Below are 21,885 nucleotides of genomic sequence, written 5' to 3'. Positions count from 1 at the left end.
CTTCCGTCGGGGGCGCTTTCCATGGTAAGAACGGCTCGTGATACGCAGCCTTCTCAGCACGGCGGCCTCGCGCTTCGATACCACCGTGGGCGGGGCCTTGCTCCTCCGGCGCAGCCGGCCCAAGGGGCAGGCGGATCCCGAGGCGCTCGGCCACGCAGCGCGCATGGAAGCGCTCGCTGAGCTCCGGCGCATCTACGATCGGCCCGAGCATGACGAGATTGGGTTTTTCCCGACACCCGCGCCGATCACGCCTTCCGTCACGCGTGTGCGTCCGATGGGCGGGCCCGAGCCGGGGACGGTGCTGGATCTGACGTGGCCGAGCCGGTTCGAGCCGCTCGCCGCGGACGTCCGCGAACGGTACCTCTCGCACGAGGCGAATGCAACGGCGGCAGCGCGGCTCTTCTTGCATGCGGGGCCGGCGCGGCCGGCGGCGATTTTGATTCACGGATACCGCTGCGGCCAGTATCGCCTGGAAGAGCGGATCTGGCCCGTGCAATGGCTCTACGAGCGCGGCCTCGACGTCGCGCTGTTCGTATTGCCTTTCCACGCCGTGCGCTCGCACGAATCGTCGCCGCGTTTTCCCGGGGGGGATCCGCGCGTCACGAATGAAGGCTTCCGCCAGACCGTGCTCGATCTGCGCGCGCTCGTCTCGTTCCTGCGCAATCGTGGCTCCGAGGCCGTCGGCGTCATGGGCATGAGCCTCGGCGGATACTCGACGAGCTTGCTCTCGACGGTCGACGATCGCGTCGCCTTCGCGGTCCCGATCATCCCGCTCGCTTCGATTGCCGACATCGCGCGCGCCGCAGGCCGGTTCGTGGGCAGCCCCGAGGAGCAGCGTCGCCAGTACGAGGAGCTCGACGCCGTGCACCGCGTCGTGAGCCCATTCACGCGGCCCTCGCGGGTCCCTGCGGATCAGGTGCTCGTCCTCGCGGCGAGCGAGGACAAGATCACCCCCGTGGACCACGCGCGCCGCCTCGCCGCGCATTTCAACGCACCGCTCGAGACGTTCCACGGCGGCCACTTGCTCCAGTTTGGCCGGGCAGACGCCTTCCGCGCGGTGGGTCGCATGCTCGGGCGTCTGGGGCTCTTTTCGCGGCGGTAGAAGGGCGATCGACGATGAACGAGCCGCGCCCGCCCGTGGTCTTCGAGCACGTCACCGTGCACGAGCGCAGGCTGCGGATCGCGCGGTGGCTCGGCTGGACGGGCTTCGTATCGGCGTTCGCGCCGCCCATCGTCTCCCTGACGCTCCAGACGTTGTTCGACGTCCTTCCCCTTGTGTGGTTCCTGGAGGTCGCGCGCGTCCTCGCCTTCTCGTGGATCTACTTTCTTCTCCTCTGCCCCGTCCTGGCCCTCGTCAGCGGCATGTTCGCGCGACCCACGATGTCCGGCTGGCGCGAGCTCACCTGGGCACGACTTGACGCGAGCGGGATCTCGTTCCGCAAAAAGGGACACGAGCGTCGCATCGAGCGCAGCGAGATCACGGATGCCATGGTCCAATGCGCCCCGAGCGAGGGCATCGAGGTGCACCTCGTGGGAGGCAATGTCCTCGCGATCCACCTGCCGGACGAGGCGCAAGCGCGCGCCGCGGTGAATGCGCTCGGGTTCGCCGCGGACGAGCACCGCGTGACGATCCGGCTGGCCTCGCCTCAACGAATGGTGACGGCTGGATGCGTGGGATTGGCCGTTAGCTTTTTGTTGGTGGCCATGTTCATGGTCGCGCTCAAGATCGCCAACCTCAAGGGCCTCTTGCTCGGCTTTGGGCTCGCGATGGGCACGGCCACGTTGACCTTGCTCATCGTGCGCGCGTGGAAGCCCCCCGAGATCGTCGTGGGCACGGACGGCGTGCTCGTGCGACGTCCGTTTTCGAAGACGTATATCCCGTATTCGTCCGTCGATCACCTGGAGATGGACGGAGATCGATTGCGGTTGTTCCCGAAAAACCCGGACGACGCGGTGGTCCAGGTGAAAGGGGAGCCCGAGCTCGTCCTCGCGGCGGCAAGCCGGATCGAAGAGGCGCGCGCGGCGGGAGGGGCCAGCGCCGCGCACGCGCGCGTCCGCGAGCTGCTCGATCGCAAAGGCAGGAGCCTCGCCGAATGGCGAACAGCCCTGACCGAGCTGCTCCAGGGCGGCGATTATCGGAATGCGTCCATCACGGAGGAGGCGCTGCTCGCCGTACTCCAAGATTCCGCGGAGGATCGGGGCCGCAGGATCGGGGCCGCGATGCTCCTGCGTGTGGCCGCGCCCGAGGCGGCGCCGCGGATTCGGATCGCCGCCGAGGCGAGCGCCGACGACGAGCTCCGCGCCGCGCTCGAGCGTGCCGCCGAGGAGGAGCTCGACGACGCCACGCTCGAACGGGCGCTCCGCGTCACGCGTGGCTCTTGATCATCTTTTCGAGCCGGCCGAGCGCGCGCGTCAGCGACTCCTCGCCGGGGCCGAACGAGAATCGCACGTGGTGCCGGAACCGCGAGGCCCGATGCGCCCGTCGTTTGCCCGGGTTCACGTCGAAGAACTCGCCCGGCACCACGATCACGCGGTGCTCGAGGGCGGCCCGGAAAAACGAATGCCCGTCGCTCAAGCCGGGCGGCAGATCCGCGACCGAGCCGAAGCAATAAAACGTCCCCTCGGGCGCCACGTCGACCTGGATTCCGAGCTTCCGCAGGCCCTCCAGCATGAGGTCGCGTTTCTTCGAGAACGTCCGCTGGATGGCCGCCGTTTCGGCCCGCACGTGCTCCATGTCGAGCAGGGGCACGGCCGCGCGCTGCATCGGCTTCGAGCCGCCGCCATCGAGGAAGCTGCCCGCGCTCGCCACCGCGTCGATCACCTCGCGCGGGCCCACGGTCCAGGTCACGCGCCAGCCCGGGTATCGCCAGTTCTTGGTCAATCCGTCGAAGATGACGACCGGGTCCTGATCGACGTCCTCCACGTACCGCGCCGCGCTCTCCATCGGCGCCGGCCCCCCGAGGCCGTAGACGTAATGCGAGTAGAACTCGTCGAAGAGCATCGTGCAATCGAGGTCGCGCGCGGTGCCGACCCACGCCGCGAGCTCCTCGCCCCGGACGTGTTTGCCCGTCGGATTACACGGGTTCGACGTGAGAATCGCGCCGAGGCCGCGGCCCTGGATCTCCCGCCGGAGATCGCCGACCGAGAAGGCATACCCGCGCTCGCTCTCGAGGAGGATCGGAATGGGCGAGAAGAGGCGGAAGACGTCGAGCAGCTCCTCGTACGCCGTGTAATCGGGGAGGAAATGGCCGAGGTTGATCTGCCCGAGGGCCGCGGCCGCGCGCGTGAGCGAGGCGCGCCCGCCGCCGGAGACGCTCACGTTCTCGGCGCTGTAGCGCGAAGGCATGCCCCGCCGGTAGGCGCGATTGTAGAAATCGGCGATCGCCTCCCGCAGCTCCCACAGGCCGGCGACGGGCGCGTATTCCTGATCGTCGCCGGCGATCGTCACGGCGTCGCAGCGCGGCGGCGCGCCCGGCAGCGGGCCGGTCTCCGGCTGGCCCTGGCCGAGGTTGCACCAGGCGTCCTCGCCTGCGTCCACGCCCGGGCGATAGCCGTGCTTCGTGGCCTCGCCCATGACGTAAATCACGCCCGTGCGCGGCACCTTGCGGAATGCGCCGAGGGATTTTTCTTCGTTCGGCCCCCGCAGGACGGGCTCGCTGCGGAGCTTCGGCGCCGGAGCGACCTCGGTTTCGGCGGGCGGGGGCGTGTCGATCGTGTCGTTCGTGCTCATGGCGATGAATCCGTCAGGCCTTGGCAGGGGGCGTCGCGTCGGGCGCGTCCTTCAGCGGGACGATCTTCGGCTCCAGCGTCTTCGGCATCAGCGCGAGGAAGAGGCCGAGGCAGAAGGCGAGCGAGATCAGGGTGAGCGCCGTGTATTTGTCGTCGTTCCAGTACGAGCTGATCCACACGAACTGGCTCAGCGCCGCGAGGCCGAAGAGCGGGGCCTCGAAATCCCTCCGCACCTTCGTGAGCGGCGCCGTGAGGATCATGAACGAGTAGTAATAGCAGGTGAGCTGGGACAGGAGGATCATCCAGATCTGCCCCAGGCATTGCGCGACCCAGAGGTTCTTGAGCCGGCGCTGCACGTAAATGCTCAGCGCGAGCGTGAGGCCGATGATCAGGTACGCGACGATCTTGTACTTCTTGTACCGCTCGTTGCGCATGTTCTTCCAGGTCTCGAAGGGGTCGATGAGCTTGACGTCCTTCGTGAACTTCATGCGCCCGGAGGCCTTGCTCGCGGCCTCCTTGTAATGGAACACGTCGCTGATCTTCTGGACCGTGTCCGGGCTCATGATGCCCCGGGCTTTGAGCCGCTCCGAAATGGGCGTGAGCGCTTCGCCGATCTGCGAGATCGCCTGCGCCTTCATGTCGTGCGCGACGAGGACGCGCAGGCCCATGTGGTTCGTGAGCGGGGTCTGGTCGTGGACCTCGAGCGTGTGCTTGTAGAAATCGTGGTACGAGCGCGGGCCCGAGACCGCGATGCTGAGCGGAATGAGCACCGCCGCCGCGGCCGTGCCGCCGAGGAGCATCTGCACCTGCTCGCCCGTCATCTTGCGCTTGCGCACGACAGACCAGCCGACCGTCACGAGCAGGCCGACCACGCAGAGGCCCGGGAAGATACGCAAGAGGCCGGCATACACGAGCGAGGCGCCCGCGAGCTTCGGGTATTTCTTCCGGAGCAGGCAGACCGAGAGGACGAGGAAGAAAAGCCAGTCCTGCCGCAGGAACGCGCCGCCGGTCCAGTAGAACGGCGCCGACGACTGGCAGCCCCAGAAGATCGCCCCGACCGCGAAGACGCGCCATCCGAACGCCCACCATAGGGCGACGAACATGGCCAGCGTGTACACGATGTCGAGGGCCGAAAGGAATTGGCAGTACCACACGCTGGCCGGCTGCAATTCCGCGAAGAACCGGCCCATGATGGTCCACACGGGCGGCGGGTTGTACCCGTGGTCCTTCTGCATGTCCTCCCAGTAGCCCTTGCCCGAGACGGCCCGGAAGAACTTCACGTCTTCCTTGAACTTCTCCCAGCGCTCCGGGGGGAAGTGGTTCTTGCACGTCTCGCCGGGGTTCTCGAGGAACTGCGCGGCGGGCAGGAGGAGGTTGTCGCCGCCGAGGTTCCGGATCTTCTTGTCCGGGTGGCGCACCTCCTTCGTCATGTCGATGCGCTCGACCCGGCCGTCCTCGTGCTTGTAATTGACGACCCCGAGCTCGTCCTGCGCGATGAGCGAGCACTTGTAAAGGCCGTCGTACCCCATTTCCTTGAAGTACTTGGCCCCCATGTAATAGTGGAATTGGTCCCATCGGTGGTAATACTGCGGGTATCCGAAGCGGAACCCGTTGAAGTAAGCCACGATGGAGGCGACGGCGAGCGTCACGCCGATGTACTTCTTCCAGCGCTCGGAGACCGGGCGCTTCATCGCCGCGCGGTGTTGCTCGTAGAAGACGCAGCCCGCCGCCGTGATGGCGAGCGCCGCCTTCATGATGTCGACGGTGCGGGCGTGGTCGTCGGTGAGCTTCGTGATCCCGAACGCGGCGAGCGCGGTCGTGCCGATCACCGCCAGGTACCGGAACCAGACGCGCACACGCTCGTCGATGGACCGGTCCACGAACCACAGAAGGAAGAAGTAGAGGGCACTGACGAGGACGAGCAGAAATATCTGCGGGATGCTGAGCTGCTTCATTCGACGCTTCGTGCGAAAGGAGGTCCGCGCACGCTGCCACGGACGGCAGACGACAAGAGCGGGCCGGACGTTCGGCGACACCTTAGGCGGACCTTGGCCGATTGCCTAGTGCGATGAGCCACGTCGCTTCACGCAGCGCGTCAGTCCCCCACGTTCGCCCGCCGCAAACGGCGTTTCGCAGCCTCGTCGGGAGGCGCCCGAGGGGAGGAGCGGACAGGACCGGAGCGCTCGCCAGAGGCTCCCGAGGAGATACAGGAAGGGCTCATCTTCCCGCCTCGGGCGGAGGTGACAGAGGCGCGGAACACGCACGAAATCAAGCGCGCTCCGGCCTGCGGCTCGTGTATCGTCGGGCCGTGGTCACGAAAGTGATTTCGCCATTCTTCGCGGTAGAGCCTGGGAGTAGCGGCAAGCCGTCGACGCGCGGTGAGCAGAGCCCGCCGTCGCGGGTCGAGCGATCGGGGCGCGGCGAGCGCGAGGAAGGGGAGATGGGCTTCGTGCTGCTGTCGGGCGACGCCGAGGCGCCGCTGCCCTGCAGGCTCGTGCTCGGCTTTCGCGAGGCGCTCTCGGCGGCGGAAGATCCGGCGGTGGCGATGCCCGCGCGGCTCGTGATCGTCGAGCCCGACGCGATGACCGACGACTGGCTCGCGCGCTGGTCCGAGGACGACGTGCAGGTGCGGCGCACCGTGACGATCTGCCGCACGCACGACGCCACGAAGGTGACGGCGGTCGTCACGCTCGCTTCGTACGGGCGTGGCACGGCGACGTCGCTCGCGGTCGAGTCGGTCACGCTCCCGCAGCGTCGTCGCATCGTGCGCAGCGGCGTGCATCCGAAGTCGTTCCTCGACGCGGTGCTGTCGCGCGTGCGGCAAGGTCAGGGCAGCGCGGGCGTCGCGAGCTTCGAGCCGACCGACCCGTCGCCCGGCGCGTAGAGCATCAAACCAGCGCGTCTCTCGTGCTCGGCGCTCCAGAGCATCAAACCAGCGCTCGATCGCCTGGTTTTCTCGCGATTCGCGGTTTGCACCGTGGACGCTGAGATGGTAGGGTCGAAGCAGTACCGGAGGGATTCACATCCGGGATTGGTCCTGCTGGGGAGCACCCTGGCGTCGGTACGAAACCACATCGTCGCGCCTCGAGCTCGTCGATGCATCGAACGAACACCCACGCCTGCCGAGCGCGCAAGCGCAGGCTCGGCAACGGGGTGCCGGCAAGCCGGAGGAGGGATGGTCACCATGCAGAATACCCGTGGCTCTAACCCGGAGGCTTCGGGCTACTGACCATCACGAGGTGCTCGTAGCGGCGTTCGCGTCGCGGGGCATCAGGTCCTCCGGCATGGAGGCGCCATAGGTTGCGCCTCTTCACCGGCGGGCCGGGTCAGAGTTGGCCTCCGCCTGGATCTCGACATCGACGGGAGTCGACGCGGATTTCCAGGCCAGGGATGTGGGGCCTGAGCGGGCCTGAGGATACGTCCTCTGGCCCGCTCTTTTTTTGTTCGCCACGCGCGCGGCGCGCCACGCTCACCGCGATGTTTCTCCCCATCGGAAAAACCCTTCTCGTCGGCCTCGCGGGGGCGCTTCTTGCCGGCTGCGGCGACGGCAAGGTCGATCCCCATCACCCCGGCGAGCTGCTCGGCACGTACGAGGTCTCCGCCACGCGCGAGACGACGACGTGCGGCGAAGGCGCGCTCGGCTCGCCTGCGACGTGGGAGTTCGAGGTGCGCCTCTCGCGCGGCGACGGCGTTCTCTACTGGGACAGCGGCGCCGAGGTCACTCCCGGAACGCTCGGTACCGACGATCGACGTTTCTCCTTCGATACGAGCCTCGTCGTCGACATGCGCGCGGGCGAGACGCCGAGCAACTTGCCACCCTGCACGATCGTGCGCGGCGATCGCGCCGAAGGGCTGCTCGACGAGGACGCGGGCGGTTTTTCGGGCGAGCTCGCGTATACGTTCACGCCGTCGCAAGGCTCGGACTGCGGGGATCTCGTGGTGGGCCCGGCGCCGACCTTCACCGCGCTGCCGTGCACGATGACGTACGTGCTCGCGGCCGAGCGAACCGCAGCGCCGCCCTGATGCTCTCGGCCTACGACAGGAGCCTCGCGCGCCGCGCGCTCGGGATCGCCGCGCTCGTCGGGTGCATCGTGCTGCTCGTCGTCACGGCGACGGACGAGGGCGGCGGTTTTGCGAAGCGGGCGGCGCTCTGTGCGGCGCTCGCCCCGGCGGCGGGGGGGATCGGCGCGCTCGCGGCGGCGAGGATCGCCCGCGCGCGCGGGGAGTCACGCGCGCTCGAAGCGCTCGGCGCGGATCCTTTTCGCGTGATGCGCGGGGCCGTCCTCGGCGGGGCGATCGTCGCGGCGATCGGGCCCGCGCTCGTGCTCGCAGAGGTCGCCGATCTCGAACCGCTCTTCCCGAGGCCCGCGGCGCCGAGCGCATGGATCGTCGAGCCGGACGGAGGCATGCGCGACACGATCCGCGGCACGAGGCTCGGTCCGGGCGGCGTGCTCGAGGTCGCTTTGCGATCTGCGGAGGCCTTCGCGGGGGCGCCGATCGGAGAGCGCCGCGCGGCCGTCGGCATTGCGCTCGTGATCCTCGCGGTTGCCGCGCCGCTCGTCGCCACGCGGGAAGGTGGTTCGTCCGGCCGCGTCGCATTCGCCGTGCTCCTCGTCGTCGCCATGATCGCCGCGTTTCAGCTCGTCGCCGCGGGCCGCGCGAGCGCGTTCGTCGTGTGCGTCCCGCCGCTCGTCCTGCTCGCGCATGCGCTCGTCTCGCGCTACCGTGGCGCCCCTCCCCGATGAGCGAACCGATCGTATCGCAGGGCGGATTCTTGGGCCGGTTCGGCGTCGTCGTGCACGGCGGCGCCGGCAACGTCAAACCCGAGCGTCGCGCGAAGCACGCCGAAGGGTGCCTTCGTGCCGCGCGCGCGGGCCTCGAGGTGCTGCGGCAGGGCGGCTGCGCGCTCGATGCCGTGGAGCGCGCAGCGCGCGTGCTCGAGGACGACACGCTCTTCAACGCGGGCACGGGCGCGTGCCTCGACGAGGAGGGCCGCGTCGCGCACGACGCTTCGATCATGGAGGGGCGAGGCCTCGCGGCCGGCGCGGTGTGCGATCTGCGCGGCTTCGCGAACCCGATCTCGATCGCGCGTGCCGCGCTCGACGATGGTCGCCACGTGCTTTACGCGTCCGAGGGCGCCGCGCGGTTCGCCCGCGCGCGTGGGTTCGTCCCGGTCGGGGACGAGGCGCTCGTCACGGAGGCGGCGCGCGAGGCGCTCGCGACGGCGCGAGAGGGGGCGGCGCCGATGGGCTGGGCGGGCAATACGATCGGCGCGGTGGCGCTCGACGGCCATGGCTTGCTCGCGGCGGCGACGAGCACGGGCGGCATGGTGAACAAGCGTGTGGGGCGCGTCGGCGACTCACCGATCATCGGCGCGGGCACGTACGCCGATGACGAGGCCGGTGCGGTGTCCACGACGGGCCACGGCGAGGGCATGATCCGCCTCTGCATCGCGCGCACGGCCGTCGAGCACATGCGTGGCGGCGTCGCTGCGGAGGAGGCGGTCCGCCGCTCGATCGAGCATTTGCGGGCGCGGATTGGATCGACGGGCGGCGCGATCGCGATCGATCCGCGTGGCAACTACGGCCTTTCGCGCTCGACGGCGTCGATGTCGTGGGCCGCGACGTGGGCCGAAGGGGAAGCCTCGGGCTTCTAGATCCTGCGGTTCGGCGAGGCGATCGGCCTCGATGCACAACCGGCCCGGGCTCGTCAATTCTTTTGCGACGAAAGCTGGCCCGACTCTGCGCTTATCCTGGATCCTTTGTGAATCCGGGGAGATCGGCGTGGGGACGTGGCCGGCTTTCGTTTTGTCGTCTTGGGAATATTACGCCTATCGTGCACGCGCGCCGGAGGGGGGAGAGCCGAGCAAAAAGAGGAGAGGGGGCGATGGAAGAAATGCTTGACGGCCGCGTAGAAAACCCGAACATACGGACCCACCACACGGTGACCTTCTCGGCGCCGTGAGGTCGCGGATTCGGCAACGGCTCAATCCGTGAACCATCGTTCCCGAGGGGTGAGATATCTGCCAGCGCGCAATGGGGCGTAGACTGAGTCCAGGTAGATTGCCGACGAAGGAACAGGTCAGGTCAACATGGCTCTCAATGCGTATCTCCGTCTGAAGGGGCAGAAGCAGGGCGAGATCAAGGGCTCCGTGACCCAGAAGGGTCGCGAGAACAGCATCATGGTCATCGCGGTCTCGCACGAGATCGTGAGCCCCCGCGATCCGGCGAGCGGCCTGCCGACCGGCAAGCGCATGCACAAGCCCTTCATCGTGACGAAGGAGCTCGATAAGGCGTCGCCGCTGCTCTACAGCGCGCTCGTGAACAACGAGAACATCTCGGAGTGGGAGCTCAAGCACTACACGCCGCAGGTGAAGGCGCAGCAGGGCGTGGGCACCGAGGTGAACCACTACACGGTGCGCCTGATCAACGCGAACATCGCGTCGATCAACTTCCGCATGCCGAACAACCGGAACCCCGATCTCATGAAGTACGCCGAGTACGAGGAGATCTCGTTCACGTACCAGAAGATCATCTGGACGTGGACCGAGGGCGGCATCACGGCCGAGGACGACTGGGAGACCCCCCTCATGTGATGTTGGGCTAACGCCCAGCGAAATCAGCCGGGCGGCCAACGTGCCGCCCGGTTTTCGTTTGTCCGTAGGACGGGGGCAGAGTAAGCTCTTCCAAGATTGGTGCCGAGGCTCGATGGAACCCCCATGGCCCTGAACGCGCACTTAAGAATCGTCGCGGAAAAACAGGGCGCTATCCTGGGCTCGGTCACGCAAAAAGGACGCGAAGGATCGATTCAGGTCATCGCGGCCATGCACGAGATCGTGAGCCCACGCGACCCCGCGAGCGGTCGTCCGACGGGCAAACGCGTGCACAAGCCGTTTGTCGTGACCAAGGTCCTCGATCGGTCCTCGCCGCTGCTCTACAGCGTCCTCGCCCACAACGAGAACATCAAAAGCTTCGAGCTCCAGTTCTACACGCCGGACAAAACCGGCATCGAGAAGCAGCACTACACGGTGCGCCTCGAAAACGCGAACATCAGCTCGATCATCTTCCGAATGCCGAACACGCGCGGCAAGGTCACGTCGCAGCTCCCCGAGCGCGAAGAGGTCGCGTTCACGTACCAGAAGATCATCTGGACGTGGAATGAAGGTGGGATCTCGGCGGACGATGATTGGGAAACGCCGAGATAAAGGCGATTAGCCGACCGTGCCGCCATGACGGCCCGCGCCCTGCGTGAAGCGGGTGGCGCCTGTGATGGATTCTCCGCTCAATGCATTGAGGCCGTGGCGGAGCTCGTTGCGTAATGCCTCGCCGAGGGGGAGATCGAACTGCTCGTAGGCGCTCAGGCGGTCGCCGCGCATGCAGAGCTGCGGGAATGCGGCGAGTTCGTGCGCGAGCTTCTCGGCGGCCTCGCGTGAGTGGCCTTTGGGGACGACGCGGTTCGCGAGGCCCATGCGCAATGCCTCCTCGGCGTCGATCGGCCGGCCGGTGAGGATCAGATCGAGCGCGCGGCCGAGCCCGATGAGGCGCGGCAAGCGGACCGTGCCGCCGTCGATGAGCGGGACGCCGAAGCGACGGCAGAACACGCCGAGGACCGCGTCCTCTTCGACGATTCGCAAGTCACACCAGAGCGCGAGCTCGAGCCCGCCCGCGACGGCATAACCCGCGACGGAGGCGATCACCGGCTTTTGCAGGAGCATTCGCGTGGGGCCCATCGGTCCGTCGCCCTCCGCGTCGATGCGGTTTGGTGCGCCCGCGGCGATCGCCTTGAGATCCGCGCCGGCGCAGAACGTGCCGTGATCACCGTGCAGCACGCCGACGGACGCGTGCGGATCGCTCTCGAAGGCGCGAAAGGCGTCGGCGAGCGCCTCGGCGGTGGCGCGGTCGACGGCGTTGCGGCTCTCCGGCCGGTCGAGGATGACGGTGGTCACGGGGCCCGATCGTTCGACGCGTACGCTCATGGGGCATGGTATGAAGCGTGCGGCGCGCGCCGCAAGGCCGCGGGCGAGACCCGAGACGAACGGAGAAGGCGAGCATGAATTTCGATTTGGAGCCGGAAATCGCCGAGCTTCGGCAGACGGTGCGGGCGTTCGTCGAGGCGCGCGTCGTCCCGAACGAGGCGAAGATCGTGGCCGAAGATCGCGCGGGCCAGCGCGAGACCTTGTCGCGGCTGCAAGCCGAGGCGAAGGCGGAGGGCCTCTGGGTGCCGCATTTGCCGCCGGCGTACGGTGGACGCGGGCTCGGCATCATGGGCATGTGCGCGCTTTTTCGCGAGATGGGCCGCTCGCCCGTGGGCGCGAAGGTGTTCAACTGCGACGCGCCGAACCAGGGGAACATGGATCTCCTGCTCGGCGTGGGCACCGAGGCGATGAAGGAGCGTTACCTGCGCCCCCTCGCGGACGGCGTGATCACGAGCGCGTTTTGCATGACCGAACCCGCGCCCGGCGCCGGCGCGGATCCCTCGAATCTGCGCACCCGCGCCGAGCGCGACGGAAGCGGCTGGGTGATCACGGGGCGCAAGTGGTATTCGACGGGCGGTCGGGACGCGTCGTTCCTCATCGTGATGGCGCGGACGAGCGACGATCCGAAGGGTGGGGCGACGATGTTCCTCGTCGATCGGAATGCCCCGGGCGTCGAGTACGTGCGCGACATCCCGACGATGTCCGAACCGCTGCTCGATCACCGCGAGGGCGAAATCGCGTTCCACGCCGTGCGCGTGAGCGACGACGCGGTGCTCAAAGGCGTGGGCGACGGCTTCCGGCTCGCGCAACAGAGGCTCGTGCCGGCGCGCCTCACCCATTGCATGCGCTGGCTCGGCCTCGCCGATCGCACGCTCTCGATGTGCAAGGAGTACCTCGTGATGCGCGAGAGCTTCGGCAAGAAGCTCGCGCAGCACCAGATCATCCAGCAGAAGATCGCGCACCACGCGCTCGGGATCCACGCGGGCAACCTGATGACGTACCATTGCGCGTCGATGCTGGAGAAGGGGCTCGACAAGGAGTCGCGCCCGTACTCGTCGATGGCGAAGCTCCATGTGGCGCGGCTGCTCTGCGACGTGCTCGACGACGCGATCCAGATGCACGGCGGGCTCGGGTACAGCGAAGACGTCCCGTTCTCGACCTGGTACCGGTATGCGCGGAGCGCGCGCATCGCGGACGGGCCGGACGAGGTGCACGAGGTCGTGATCGCCCGCGATTTCTTCACGCGGGGGCTCGAGCTTCTCGTGTAGGGCAGGCATGACCGGCAAGAAAAAGCCTCTTTCGCCACGGGCGGCGCGCCGGGAAGCCGAACGCGCCGCGGTCAAGCTCGCGCGGGATCGCGAGCGCCTCGCCTCGTTCGAGCCCGGTGGCTCGCCCGAGCGGCCGATCGAGATCACGAGCGCCTCCGAGGTCGAAGTCGCGGCGCGGGGGAAGCCTTGCGCGCGTTGCGGTGGCGAGGTGCGCGTCGACGAGCATCTCGCGGAAACGGTCGGGACATCGCGGCTCCGCATCGCGCGTGTCGTCTGCCCGGCGTGTGGCGCGCGGCGGTCGATCTACTTCCGCCTCGGCGCGGGTTTGCCCAATTGAGCTGCTCGGCCTGGCCTACACTCCACGGCTTGGAGGTGGGCCGATGAAAAGCCGAACATTCAAATCACTCTTGCTTAGCCTCGCGCCGTTCGTCCTTGCTGCGTGCGGGGGAGGGGAAGCCGGTCCGGGGATCCCGAGCGGCGGGCCGAGCGCCGCTTGTGTCGCGCTCGGTTGCGCGGCCGATCAAAAGGTTTGCGTCGAGGACGCGGCCGGCGCGCGTTGCGAGGGGTGCCCGAGCGGCGCGTATGCCGCGTCCTCGGGGACATGCGAAAAACTGTCCGGTACGCCGCGCGCGCATACCTTCGCCGAGTTCACGGTGGAGGCAGGCCAGGAGATCAAGGGGCTCTGCCAGAGCGTCACGCTGAACAACGCGACCGAGATCTGGGTCAATGCTGTCGAGCTTCAGCAGAACGAGTCCTCGCACCATTCCAACTGGACGTTCGTCCCGGCGGACAAGTTCGACGGGCCCGACGGCATCTGGAAATGCTCGGAGCGCGATTACGATCAGGTCTCGGCCGCGCTCGCGGGCGGTGTCATCTACGCGCAATCGACGCAGACCGAGCGCGAGGTGCAGAAATTTCCGGACGGCGTGGCGGTCCGCATTCCGCCGTATTCACGCATCATCGGCGACGTCCACCTGCTCAACACGTCGCTCGAGCCCGTCACGGGCACGCTGACGCTCACGCTGTATGGCATCCCGAAAGAGGAGGTGAAGCACAAGCTCACCCCGTTCCACCTCGACTACCACGGCCTTGCGATCCCGCCGCACGCGAAATCGCGCTTCTACGGCGAATGCGCGATGGAAGGCCCGTTCGCGGCCTCGGGCAATACGTTCGATCAGAAGGTCTATTACATCCTGCCGCACACCCACACGATGGCGAAGCGGTTTTTCCTGGAGATCATGGGCGGCCCGCGCGACGGCGAGACCATCCTGGAGCTTTCGGCCTACAACGGCGAGGCGCACGGCCGGGTCTACGAGAAGCCCATCGACATGACGGGCGCCGAGGGCTACCGCTTCGGCTGCGAGTACGACAATCCCCGCGACGAGACCGTGGTCTGGGGCTTTGGGGACGAGGAAATGTGCGAGCTGCTCGGGTTCGCCGAATCGAGCGTGGGCTTCGAGGCCGTGATCTCGTCGGCGCAGGAGGTCGGCACCGACGGCGATCTCCGGCTGTTTTCGGCCCCCTGCGTGACCTACGCGTTCCCGTGGGACCACGACAAACCGGGCGGCCCGCCTCCGCCCTGAGTCATTTTGCCGATTGCAGCATCGTCCGGAACGCGTCGCGCGCGGCCTGCACGGTGTCGCTCGGGCCGGACATCTTGAAGAACCAGGTGCCTCGATCGGGCGTCTTCACGGCCGCGCCGACGAGCCGGAAGTTCTCCTTCACCATCTGCATCGGCGCGCGTTTCTTCGGGCCCACGGGCGGGCCGAGCGCGATCTTGTAGGTCCCCGCGACCTCGACCGTCTCGACCTTGAGCGCGCCCACGTCGAAGCTCTCGCGTTTCGCCTGGGCCCCGACGTTCCCGTCGAACTGGTCGAACCACTCCTTGAACCGCTTCTCCGGATCGCCCGCGGCGCCCGTGCCGTAGAAGAAGACCTCGATGTCGGCCTCCTCCTTGTCGTCGCCGGCCTTGGTCGTCTTGTAAGCGGCCTTCTTTGGCCCGCTCCTGGGCGGATCCTGCGCCGTCCAGGCCGCGGGCGCCGTCCACGCGAGGGGGGCGATGGTGGTCGTCGTGGGACCTGCGGAAGAGGGCGGTTCGGGCTCCGCGGGGCTCTTGGAGCAGGCGGCGAGCGAGAGGACGAGGAGGGTAGCGTACCGGGAAACCATGATAGACGTCGAAGGGGGCGCCTGGCCCATGGCTACACCATCCCGGGGAGATGCGCACGTCCTGTAAGTCCTCCGGGGGGGTCATCCGTAGGTAGTCCGGCGGATCGGAGACGCGTGATGGAGCAGCTCGGTGATTACCTCGTCCGGCGCCTGGTCGGCGAGGGGGGGATGGGCAAGGTCTACGAGGGCGAGGAGCGCCTGTCGAAGCGGCGCGTGGCCCTCAAGGTCCTGCATCCCGAGCTCGCGAGGAGTGAGACGGGCCGCAAGCTCTTCGTGAACGAGATGCAGATCCTCGCGCATCTCGAGCACCCGAACGTGGTGCGGAGCCTGGCCAGCATCGAGGCGAACGGCCAGCTCGCGATGGTGCTCGAGTACCTCGACGGCCGCACGCTGCGCACGGTGCTCGGCGAGGAAGGGCGGCTGCCCTGGGCCGAGGCGATCCGCATCATCGCGGCCGTGGCCTCGGCGCTCTCGGCGGCGCACGGGCAGGAGCCGCCGATCATCCACCGCGATCTCAAGCCGGAGAACATCATGATCCTGACCGACGGAACGGTGAAGGTCATGGACTTCGGCATCGCCAAGATGCTGCAGGCGATGAACCAGACGAACACGCAGAGCGTGGGCACGCTGCAGTACATGAGCCCCGAGCAGATCGACGCGCGCACCATCGATCATCGCGCTGATCTCTATGCGCTCGGGCTCGTGTTCTACGAGCTGCTCGCGGGCAAACCGCCGTTTTCGTCGGCCTCGCCGCGGCAGCTCCTGAACCTCCAGTGCACGGCCGAGCCGCCGCCGCTCGAAGCGGAGGTGCGGGCCGGTTTGCCGAAGGGCGTCGAGCAGCTCCTCTTCCAGCTCCTCGAAAAAGCGCCGGAGGATCGGCCTTACTTCGCGCAAGACGTGGTCGAGAGGCTCGAACCGTTCCAGGTCGCGGCGCCGGCGCCCGCGCGCACGAGCCCCGGCCGCGTGAGCTCCCACGGCGCGACCACGCCACACCAGAAATCCCCCACGCCCCGCACGATCCCCGAGGCGCCCGATTCGAACGACGAGGGCAAACCCGCGACGCGTTCGAGTGATCCACGATCGGATCGGTCCGGCGACGAGGCGAAGGCCACGCGGCGCGAGACCGCGGGCGCGGGCGCGCGCAAGGACACGATCGCGCTCGTCGATCAGGTGGATCAAGGGCGCGAGGTGCCGACGAAGGTCGCGGTCGGGATCATCGTGGGGCTTTCGCTGCTCGCGGGGCTCGGCGCGTACCTCGTGCGATCGACGCAATCCACGGAGGGTACGCCCTCCACGGGCGCGCCGACGGCGACGGCGACGGCGACGACAAAGAGCACAGCGACGGGCAAGGTGCGGGGGCGATGATGAAACGCGCGCGCCCCGAAGCGAGCGGGATCGAGGCCGGCGCGCCTTTGCCGCCGCTCGGGCGCGCGACGCGTTTCGCCTGCGAAGGCGGGCGCGAGCTGTTTCGTCTCCCTGCATCGGACGAGGCCGCGGCGCGGCGGCTGCTCGGGTTTGGCGAGGCCTCGATCGGCGGGTTCACGCTCGGCGGCGTGGACGACGAGGGCGTGTGGATCGTGCGCCGGAAGTTCGGGACGAACCTCGCGGAGCTCATGCGCGAACGGAAGGGGCCGTGGCCGTGGCGCGAGGCGCTCGGCATCACGCTCGCGGTCGCTGAGGGCCTCGCTGCGTGTGAGAAGGCGAGCCTCTTTCCGGGGCCGCTCTCGCTCGAAGGCGTGTACGTCGACGAGGAAGGCGCCGTGGTGGTCGCGGCGGCGCGGCTCGTGGGCGCGATCCTGGGCGCGCCGGAGGGTGGATCTCGCGGCGGATCGGCGGAGATCTCGCCGCGCTGGACGCCGCCCGAGCAGGCCGCGGGGGCGGTGTGGGACAGCGCCGCGAATCGGTATGTGCTCGGACTTTTGCTGTACCGACTGCTCGCGGGAGAGCACCCGTTCGCGGGCGCGGGCCTGCGGCATGCGCTCGACGAGGCTGCGCAGCGCGAGGCGCCGCCGTTCGTGGACGCGGTGGCGCGTGCGCTTCCCACGGGCTTGCAGAGCCTTTCCTTGCGGCTGCTCGATCCCGAGCCGGCGCGGCGGCCGGATCGCGCCGTGGCGATCACGCAAGAGCTCGGGCGGTTTCTGCGCGGTGAGAGCGCCTCCGCGGCGGCCCCGCGGCCCGCCCGTGAGCGAAAGCCTGTCGAAACTCGCACGCCGAAAGCGGACGAACCCACCGAACGACCTGCGCCGGCGCAACGTGTCGCCGCGGGAAAACCGAGCCCCGCGAAGAGCGCCTGGATCTCCGCGGGCCTGCCCATCGGCGCGGGCCTGCTCGTCGCAGGGCTCGCTTTCTCGCGCCTCGCGCCCGCCCCGCCAGAGACGCCCAAGCAGGAGATCGCGCCCCTCATCACGATGAGCTCCGTCGGCACCACGAGTGAGGCCTGCGCCTCGTGCCATCCGCGACAGGCCGCGGAGTGGCGCCGCTCGGTGATGGCGCATTCGGTGAAGAGCCCGCTCTTCAATGGCCTCGAGAGCCTCATCGAGGAGCAAGTCGGCCGCGACGAGGATTGCCCGAACGGCGCCGGCATCCTCCGACGCGTCAATGCCTCGACTGCGTGCCGCAATCGCCAGAGTGGTTTGCCCGTGACCGGCTCGGGCGGCGAGCACTGGTGCGTCAATTGCCACAGTCCCGCCGAGAAGATCGAGCGCCCCTTGCCGGCCTGGGATGGCCGCGCCGGCGGCGATCCCACGACCCGCAAACCCGTGCGTGACTTGCTCGGCGCACAGGGCATCGAGGGCATTTCCTGCGTCTTTTGCCACACCGTGCACGGCCCCGTCGGGGGTCGCGGCGGCAGTCGCAGCACCTACGAGGGCAACCCCACGTGGACCTCGTTCGTCACGGGCGCCGTTTTTCCGGCCAGACCCGAGGACAACCGCGGATTGTTCGGCATCGCGAACAGCGGCTACGAGCTGCAAAACGAAGAGCTCTTCTTCGACGGCGCGCGCCAGCCGCGCACTGTTGCTTCGGCGTCGGCCGGAACGCCCGACAGCGTCGAACCCCTCGTCCACCGCCGCCCGAGCGAGCGTGCGAACGCCTATCTCCGCACGAGCGAGTTCTGCGGGAGTTGCCATGACGTCCGCCTCTTCGGCTCGGACGTCCTCGGCGTGCAGAAGGGCGAGCATTTCAAGCGCCTGCGCAACGCCTACTCCGAGTGGGCCGCCTGGGCCCGCGACGAGGAGCGGCGCGGAAAAACCCCCGCGACCTGCCAGGACTGCCACATGAGCACGTATCCCGGCGTGTGCGAGCCGGGTCCTTCCGCGAGCGGCGAGGTCGAACCCGAATGCCCGCCCGGCTCCCATTTCGTCGCGCGCGCGCCGGGCGTGTTCCCCACGGGGCGCTCCGCCGACAATTCGCCCAAGGCGACGAACGTCAGCACGCATTACTTCTCCGGCGTCGATCTCCCGCTCTCCGACGAGTTCCCCAATTCGCTCGTCGACGAGACCACGATCGACGTGCACGGCATCCCGCTCGGCGCACGCCGCCGCCGCGACCTGCTCCTGCGTCACACCTTCCGCTTCGAGATCGACGGCGCTCGCCGCGGCGGCACGGGGCTCGAGATCCCGATCGTCGTGGAGAACGTGGGCGCCGGGCACCGCGTCCCCGCCGGATTCAGCCAGGAGCGCGAATTCTGGGTGCACCTCGTCGTGCGGGATCGTGATGGCCGCGTCGTCTACGAGGTCGGCCGCGTGGGCCGTCCCGACGAGGATCTCCACGACAAAACGTTCGTCCGCGTGAACACGAACCCCTCGTCGCTCGACGAGCGCGGCCGTCCGATCGGCCTCTTCGGCGCCGACGTGAGCGACGGCCCCGACGTGCCGCGCTGGTCGCCTCCGCCCGAGCGCGGCGGCACCTCGTTCCGCGGCAAGGGCCTCGTCAACTTCCAGAACGGCTTTCTCCGCTGCGTCCGCTGCATCGGCGTGATCGGCCCCGACGGGCGCTGCGAGCCTGGCCCCGGGCAAGGGTTTTTCCGGGCCGATCGCTTCGACGACGGCGATTACGACATCGACACGGGCGAGTGCCGCTCGAACCTCTCGCTCGATCACGCGCTTTTCGAGACGTATTTCCCTGTCGGCGCGCTCGACGCGTCGCGGGGCCAGGTACGCGGGCCCGACGCGATCGTCGACACGCGGTCGCTCCCGCCGAACGTGCCCATTCGCTTCACATACGACCTCGACGCCGGCGCGCGCCGCGGGCCCTTCCGTGTCGAGGCGCGCTTGCTCTTCCGCGCCTTCCCGCCGTTCTTGATCCGGGCCTTCGCCGCGTACGAGCGTGAGCAGGCGCGGCGCGGCCTGCGCCCGAACGGACCGAACGTGACCGAGGACATGCTGCGCCGGCTGGAGATCGTCGAGCTCGCGCGCGCCGACGTGGAGGTGCCGTGACCTCGGGTTCGCCCGCGGCTTCCGGAGAGCGCGCGGCGTGGCCTCCCGCGGTGTGGGAGACGCCGGTGTTTCGTGGCCTCGACGCGCGCGCGCGCCGCGAGATCGAGGACGCGGGGCGCATGCTCTCGGTGGTCGAGGGCGAGGTCGTGTACCGCGCGGGGGAGGCGGCGGGCGCGTTTTTCGTGGTCGCCGAGGGGATCGTCGCGCTCTCGGCCGTGCGTCGCGGCGAGGATCGGGAGAGCGAGCTGCGTGTCGCGGGCAAGGGCGCGTCGTTCGGCGAGGAGGCGACGGCGTTCGGGGCGCGCAGCGCGACGGCCACGGCGCGCGCGGCGTCGCGGCTCTGCGAGGTGCCGGCGCATGTCTTTCAGCGCGCGGCGGCGCGCAGCGGCAAGGCCGAGGTCGCCGAGCGGCTCGAACGCATCCTTCGCCGCGCGGCCACGCGCGACCTGCTCCACACGATGGCCTTCGCCCGTGCCCTCGATCCCGAGGACGTCGACGTCCTGCTCGACGCGGCCCGCTACCAGCGCTTCGAGCGCGGTCAGCCCGTCTACCGCGAGGGCGATCCCTCGACGGATCTGTTTCTCGTCGCGGACGGGATGATCCAGATCCAGACCGACGACGGCGAGCGCCTGCGCGTCCGCGCCTACCTCGGTCGCGGCGATTTCTTCGGCGACGCGGAGATCGAGGTCGGAACGCCGCGCCTCGTGAGCGCCGTCGCGAGCGGCCCGTCGCTGCTCATCGTTATCGACGCGCGCACGTTGCGAGGCATCACGGCGCGCCATCCGGAGCTGTTCGGCGCGCTCCGCCGCATCGCGCTCGATCAGCAGGCGTCGCAGCGCTCGGTGATCGGCCGCGCCGCGGAGAACGCCACGCAGCATGCGTTTCGTGATCTGTACCGGCTCAAGGTCGCGCGGTCGCTGCTCGTCATCGACCTCGAAACCTGCGTGCGTTGCGGCCATTGCGCGTGGGGCTGCGCGGAGCTTCATGGCGAGGCGCGGATCGTGCGGCGCGGCGACAAGATGGTCGCGCGGGTGGAGGCACGATCCGAGGCGCCGCGCAGCCTGCTCCTCCCGAACTCGTGCCAGCACTGCGCGAACCCGAGCTGCATGATCGATTGCCCCACGGGCGCGATCGGCCGCGAACCGGACGGCGAGGTCTTCATCCGCGAGGCGCTTTGCACGGGCTGCGGGGCGTGCGCCAAGGCCTGCCCCTGGGACAACATCCAGATGGCGACCCGCCCGGCCGACTCTCCGCGCCCCGCGGGCGGCGCCTACCCCGACGTCGCCGTCAAATGCGACCTCTGCCGCGGCTACGAGGGCCCCGCCTGCGTGCAGGTTTGTCCCACCGGATCGATCTTTCGCATGAACCCGAGCGAGGAGCTCGCCGACGTGCGTGACCTCGTCCTCGGCGGATCCACGGCCCGCGCCGAGGTGCAGAAACAAGGCGCGAGCGCAGCCGGCCTCGTCGCGGGCGGAGCGATCGCAGGCGCGGCGATCGGCGTCGTGGGCGCGATCATGCACGCGCGCGGACTCTGGCACGCGGACGCGGGCCTCGGCGGCGCGGCGGGCATCCTCGCGGCCGTGGGGTTCGTCTTGCTCGTCCTGTACGCCGTGCCGAAGCGCCTCGTGCGCCTGTGGATGCGGAAGCGCGCGGGCGACGAGAATGCCGAGCCGCGCACACCCATCGCATCCCGCGTTCGCCCGCAGCTCGCGATTCACCTCGCGCTCGGCCTCATCACGACGGGCCTCGTCTTCGCGCACGCCCCGATGCACCCGATCGCCCCGTCCACGGCCGGCGGCGCGCTTCGACTCGTCTTCCTCGTGAGCGCGCTCGTGGGAGGCCTCTCGGCGCTCGCGTATGCCTGGATTCCGCGTCGCATGGCCCGCATCGAGCGCTCGGCCGCGCTGCCCGAAGACTTCGCTGCCGCGCGAAGGGACCTCGTCGACAGGCTCTATCGCGAGGTGAGCGGCAAGAGTGATCTCGTGAAGAAGATCTTCGAGAAGATCCTCGTGCCCTTCGCGATGTCGACGTTCGGCCCGCTCGCCTTGCTCGCGAGCGGCCGGACCTTGCGGCAGGAGGAAGAGGTGTTGCGAGCGCGCATCGAGCGGGTCCTCGAAGGGCGCGGCAAGGAGCGTTTGGCGGGGCTCGACGGGCTCGTGCGGATCGTCGTGGAGCTTCGCGCGCTGCCCGCGCAGAGGCTCCTCCTGCGGCTGCTCCGCGTGGGGCTCCCGCTCCACATCCTGACGTTCGGCATGGCGATGGCGCTGCTCGTGGTGCACGTGGCGGCGGTGATGAAGCGGTGAGGGGAGGC

18 protein-coding genes are annotated in these 21,885 nt (G+C 68.8%); 14 read left to right on the top strand and 4 right to left on the bottom strand.

Annotation, left to right across the window (positions count from 1 at the left end; genetic code table 11):
- The first annotated feature begins 37 nt into the window (after positions 1–37).
- Both KEG57_RS29530 and KEG57_RS29525 read left to right on the top strand, forming a co-directional pair.
- Positions 38–1,102: an alpha/beta hydrolase family protein gene (locus tag KEG57_RS29530; RefSeq protein ID WP_272426724.1), complete on the top strand. Its 1,065-nt coding sequence runs from the start codon at positions 38–40 to the stop codon at positions 1,100–1,102.
- A gap of 14 nt (positions 1,103–1,116) precedes the next feature.
- Complete coding sequence (locus tag KEG57_RS29525; RefSeq protein ID WP_272426723.1) at positions 1,117–2,382, top strand: hypothetical protein; 1,266 nt, start codon at positions 1,117–1,119, stop codon at positions 2,380–2,382.
- Here the strand turns inward: KEG57_RS29525 and KEG57_RS29520 are convergent.
- Together KEG57_RS29520 and KEG57_RS29515 are read right to left on the bottom strand one after the other, a co-directional pair.
- Complete coding sequence (locus KEG57_RS29520; RefSeq protein ID WP_276074466.1) at positions 2,366–3,730, bottom strand: pyridoxal phosphate-dependent aminotransferase; 1,365 nt, start codon at positions 3,728–3,730, stop codon at positions 2,366–2,368. The genes KEG57_RS29525 and KEG57_RS29520 overlap by 17 nt on opposite strands.
- Positions 3,731–3,743: 13 nt before the next feature.
- On the bottom strand, positions 3,744–5,684 hold the full coding sequence (locus KEG57_RS29515; protein WP_272426722.1) for a hypothetical protein: 1,941 nt from the start codon (positions 5,682–5,684) through the stop codon (positions 3,744–3,746).
- A 353-nt stretch (positions 5,685–6,037) separates the two neighbouring features.
- On the opposite strand from KEG57_RS29515, the gene KEG57_RS29510 reads away from it, so the two are divergent.
- The 6 genes from KEG57_RS29510 (at position 6,038) to tssD (ending at position 10,933) form a co-directional block, all read left to right on the top strand.
- Entirely contained in the window at positions 6,038–6,613 is a 576-nt protein-coding gene (locus KEG57_RS29510; protein ID WP_272426721.1) for a hypothetical protein, read from the top strand.
- 593 nt (positions 6,614–7,206) lie between these two features.
- Positions 7,207–7,752, top strand: coding sequence for a hypothetical protein (locus tag KEG57_RS29505; RefSeq protein ID WP_272426720.1), 546 nt, complete (start codon positions 7,207–7,209; stop codon positions 7,750–7,752).
- Positions 7,752–8,474, top strand: coding sequence for a hypothetical protein (locus KEG57_RS29500; protein ID WP_272426719.1), 723 nt, complete (start codon positions 7,752–7,754; stop codon positions 8,472–8,474). The genes KEG57_RS29505 and KEG57_RS29500 overlap by 1 nt, the downstream gene beginning before the upstream one ends.
- Positions 8,471–9,385, top strand: coding sequence for an isoaspartyl peptidase/L-asparaginase family protein (locus KEG57_RS29495; protein WP_272426718.1), 915 nt, complete (start codon positions 8,471–8,473; stop codon positions 9,383–9,385). The genes KEG57_RS29500 and KEG57_RS29495 overlap by 4 nt, the downstream gene beginning before the upstream one ends.
- Before the next feature lie 435 nt (positions 9,386–9,820).
- Positions 9,821–10,324 (top strand): Hcp family type VI secretion system effector, encoded by a 504-nt coding sequence (locus KEG57_RS29490; RefSeq protein WP_272426717.1) that lies wholly within the window; start codon positions 9,821–9,823, stop codon positions 10,322–10,324.
- Between the two features lie 123 nt (positions 10,325–10,447).
- On the top strand, positions 10,448–10,933 hold the full coding sequence (tssD, locus tag KEG57_RS29485) for a type VI secretion system tube protein TssD (protein ID WP_272426716.1): 486 nt from the start codon (positions 10,448–10,450) through the stop codon (positions 10,931–10,933).
- 6 nt (positions 10,934–10,939) lie between these two features.
- Here the strand turns inward: tssD and KEG57_RS29480 are convergent, their stop codons facing one another.
- A complete protein-coding gene (locus tag KEG57_RS29480) occupies positions 10,940–11,704 on the bottom strand; it encodes a crotonase/enoyl-CoA hydratase family protein (RefSeq protein WP_272426715.1) in 765 nt (254 codons plus the stop codon).
- A gap of 74 nt (positions 11,705–11,778) precedes the next feature.
- On the opposite strand from KEG57_RS29480, the gene KEG57_RS29475 reads away from it, so the two are divergent.
- From KEG57_RS29475 to KEG57_RS29465, 3 genes are read left to right on the top strand one after another with little or no spacing between them, the layout of a single operon-like run.
- Positions 11,779–12,972, top strand: a complete 1,194-nt coding sequence (locus KEG57_RS29475; protein ID WP_272426714.1) for an acyl-CoA dehydrogenase family protein — start codon at positions 11,779–11,781, stop codon at positions 12,970–12,972.
- A 7-nt stretch (positions 12,973–12,979) separates the two neighbouring features.
- Positions 12,980–13,309, top strand: coding sequence for a hypothetical protein (locus tag KEG57_RS29470; RefSeq protein WP_272426713.1), 330 nt, complete (start codon positions 12,980–12,982; stop codon positions 13,307–13,309).
- A gap of 43 nt (positions 13,310–13,352) precedes the next feature.
- Positions 13,353–14,555, top strand: coding sequence for a hypothetical protein (locus KEG57_RS29465; protein WP_272459064.1), 1,203 nt, complete (start codon positions 13,353–13,355; stop codon positions 14,553–14,555).
- 1 nt (position 14,556) lies between these two features.
- On the opposite strand, the gene KEG57_RS29460 is transcribed toward KEG57_RS29465, so the two are convergent.
- On the bottom strand, positions 14,557–15,138 hold the full coding sequence (locus tag KEG57_RS29460; RefSeq protein ID WP_272459063.1) for a hypothetical protein: 582 nt from the start codon (positions 15,136–15,138) through the stop codon (positions 14,557–14,559).
- 117 nt (positions 15,139–15,255) lie between these two features.
- On the opposite strand from KEG57_RS29460, the gene KEG57_RS29455 reads away from it, so the two are divergent.
- The 3 genes from KEG57_RS29455 to KEG57_RS29445 are packed head-to-tail and all read left to right on the top strand — an operon-like array spanning position 15,256 to position 21,877.
- Positions 15,256–16,503: a serine/threonine protein kinase gene (locus tag KEG57_RS29455; protein ID WP_272459062.1), complete on the top strand. Its 1,248-nt coding sequence runs from the start codon at positions 15,256–15,258 to the stop codon at positions 16,501–16,503.
- Positions 16,500–19,574 (top strand): serine/threonine-protein kinase, encoded by a 3,075-nt coding sequence (locus KEG57_RS29450; protein ID WP_272426709.1) that lies wholly within the window; start codon positions 16,500–16,502, stop codon positions 19,572–19,574. The genes KEG57_RS29455 and KEG57_RS29450 overlap by 4 nt, the downstream gene beginning before the upstream one ends.
- On the top strand, positions 19,571–21,877 hold the full coding sequence (locus tag KEG57_RS29445) for a cyclic nucleotide-binding domain-containing protein (protein WP_272426708.1): 2,307 nt from the start codon (positions 19,571–19,573) through the stop codon (positions 21,875–21,877). Before KEG57_RS29450 ends, KEG57_RS29445 begins: the two co-directional genes overlap by 4 nt.
- Positions 21,878–21,885: the final 8 nt, after the last annotated feature.

This window comes from Polyangium jinanense (assembly GCF_028435365.1).
The sequence above is the reverse complement of the archived record's forward strand: the minus strand, read 5'-3'. Positions and strand labels throughout refer to the sequence as shown.

Coding starts and splice junctions, on each gene's coding strand:
- KEG57_RS29525 (WP_272426723.1), top strand. CDS start 1,117: ATGAACGAGCCGCGCCCGCCCGTGGTCTTCGAGCACGTCACCGTGCAC.
- KEG57_RS29520 (WP_276074466.1), bottom strand. CDS start 3,730: ATGAGCACGAACGACACGATCGACACGCCCCCGCCCGCCGAAACCGAG.
- KEG57_RS29515 (WP_272426722.1), bottom strand. CDS start 5,684: ATGAAGCAGCTCAGCATCCCGCAGATATTTCTGCTCGTCCTCGTCAGT.
- KEG57_RS29505 (WP_272426720.1), top strand. CDS start 7,207: ATGTTTCTCCCCATCGGAAAAACCCTTCTCGTCGGCCTCGCGGGGGCG.
- KEG57_RS29500 (WP_272426719.1), top strand. CDS start 7,752: ATGCTCTCGGCCTACGACAGGAGCCTCGCGCGCCGCGCGCTCGGGATC.
- KEG57_RS29495 (WP_272426718.1), top strand. CDS start 8,471: ATGAGCGAACCGATCGTATCGCAGGGCGGATTCTTGGGCCGGTTCGGC.
- KEG57_RS29490 (WP_272426717.1), top strand. CDS start 9,821: ATGGCTCTCAATGCGTATCTCCGTCTGAAGGGGCAGAAGCAGGGCGAG.
- tssD (WP_272426716.1), top strand. CDS start 10,448: ATGGCCCTGAACGCGCACTTAAGAATCGTCGCGGAAAAACAGGGCGCT.
- KEG57_RS29480 (WP_272426715.1), bottom strand. CDS start 11,704: ATGAGCGTACGCGTCGAACGATCGGGCCCCGTGACCACCGTCATCCTC.
- KEG57_RS29475 (WP_272426714.1), top strand. CDS start 11,779: ATGAATTTCGATTTGGAGCCGGAAATCGCCGAGCTTCGGCAGACGGTG.
- KEG57_RS29470 (WP_272426713.1), top strand. CDS start 12,980: ATGACCGGCAAGAAAAAGCCTCTTTCGCCACGGGCGGCGCGCCGGGAA.
- KEG57_RS29465 (WP_272459064.1), top strand. CDS start 13,353: ATGAAAAGCCGAACATTCAAATCACTCTTGCTTAGCCTCGCGCCGTTC.
- KEG57_RS29460 (WP_272459063.1), bottom strand. CDS start 15,138: ATGGTTTCCCGGTACGCTACCCTCCTCGTCCTCTCGCTCGCCGCCTGC.
- KEG57_RS29455 (WP_272459062.1), top strand. CDS start 15,256: ATGGAGCAGCTCGGTGATTACCTCGTCCGGCGCCTGGTCGGCGAGGGG.
- KEG57_RS29450 (WP_272426709.1), top strand. CDS start 16,500: ATGATGAAACGCGCGCGCCCCGAAGCGAGCGGGATCGAGGCCGGCGCG.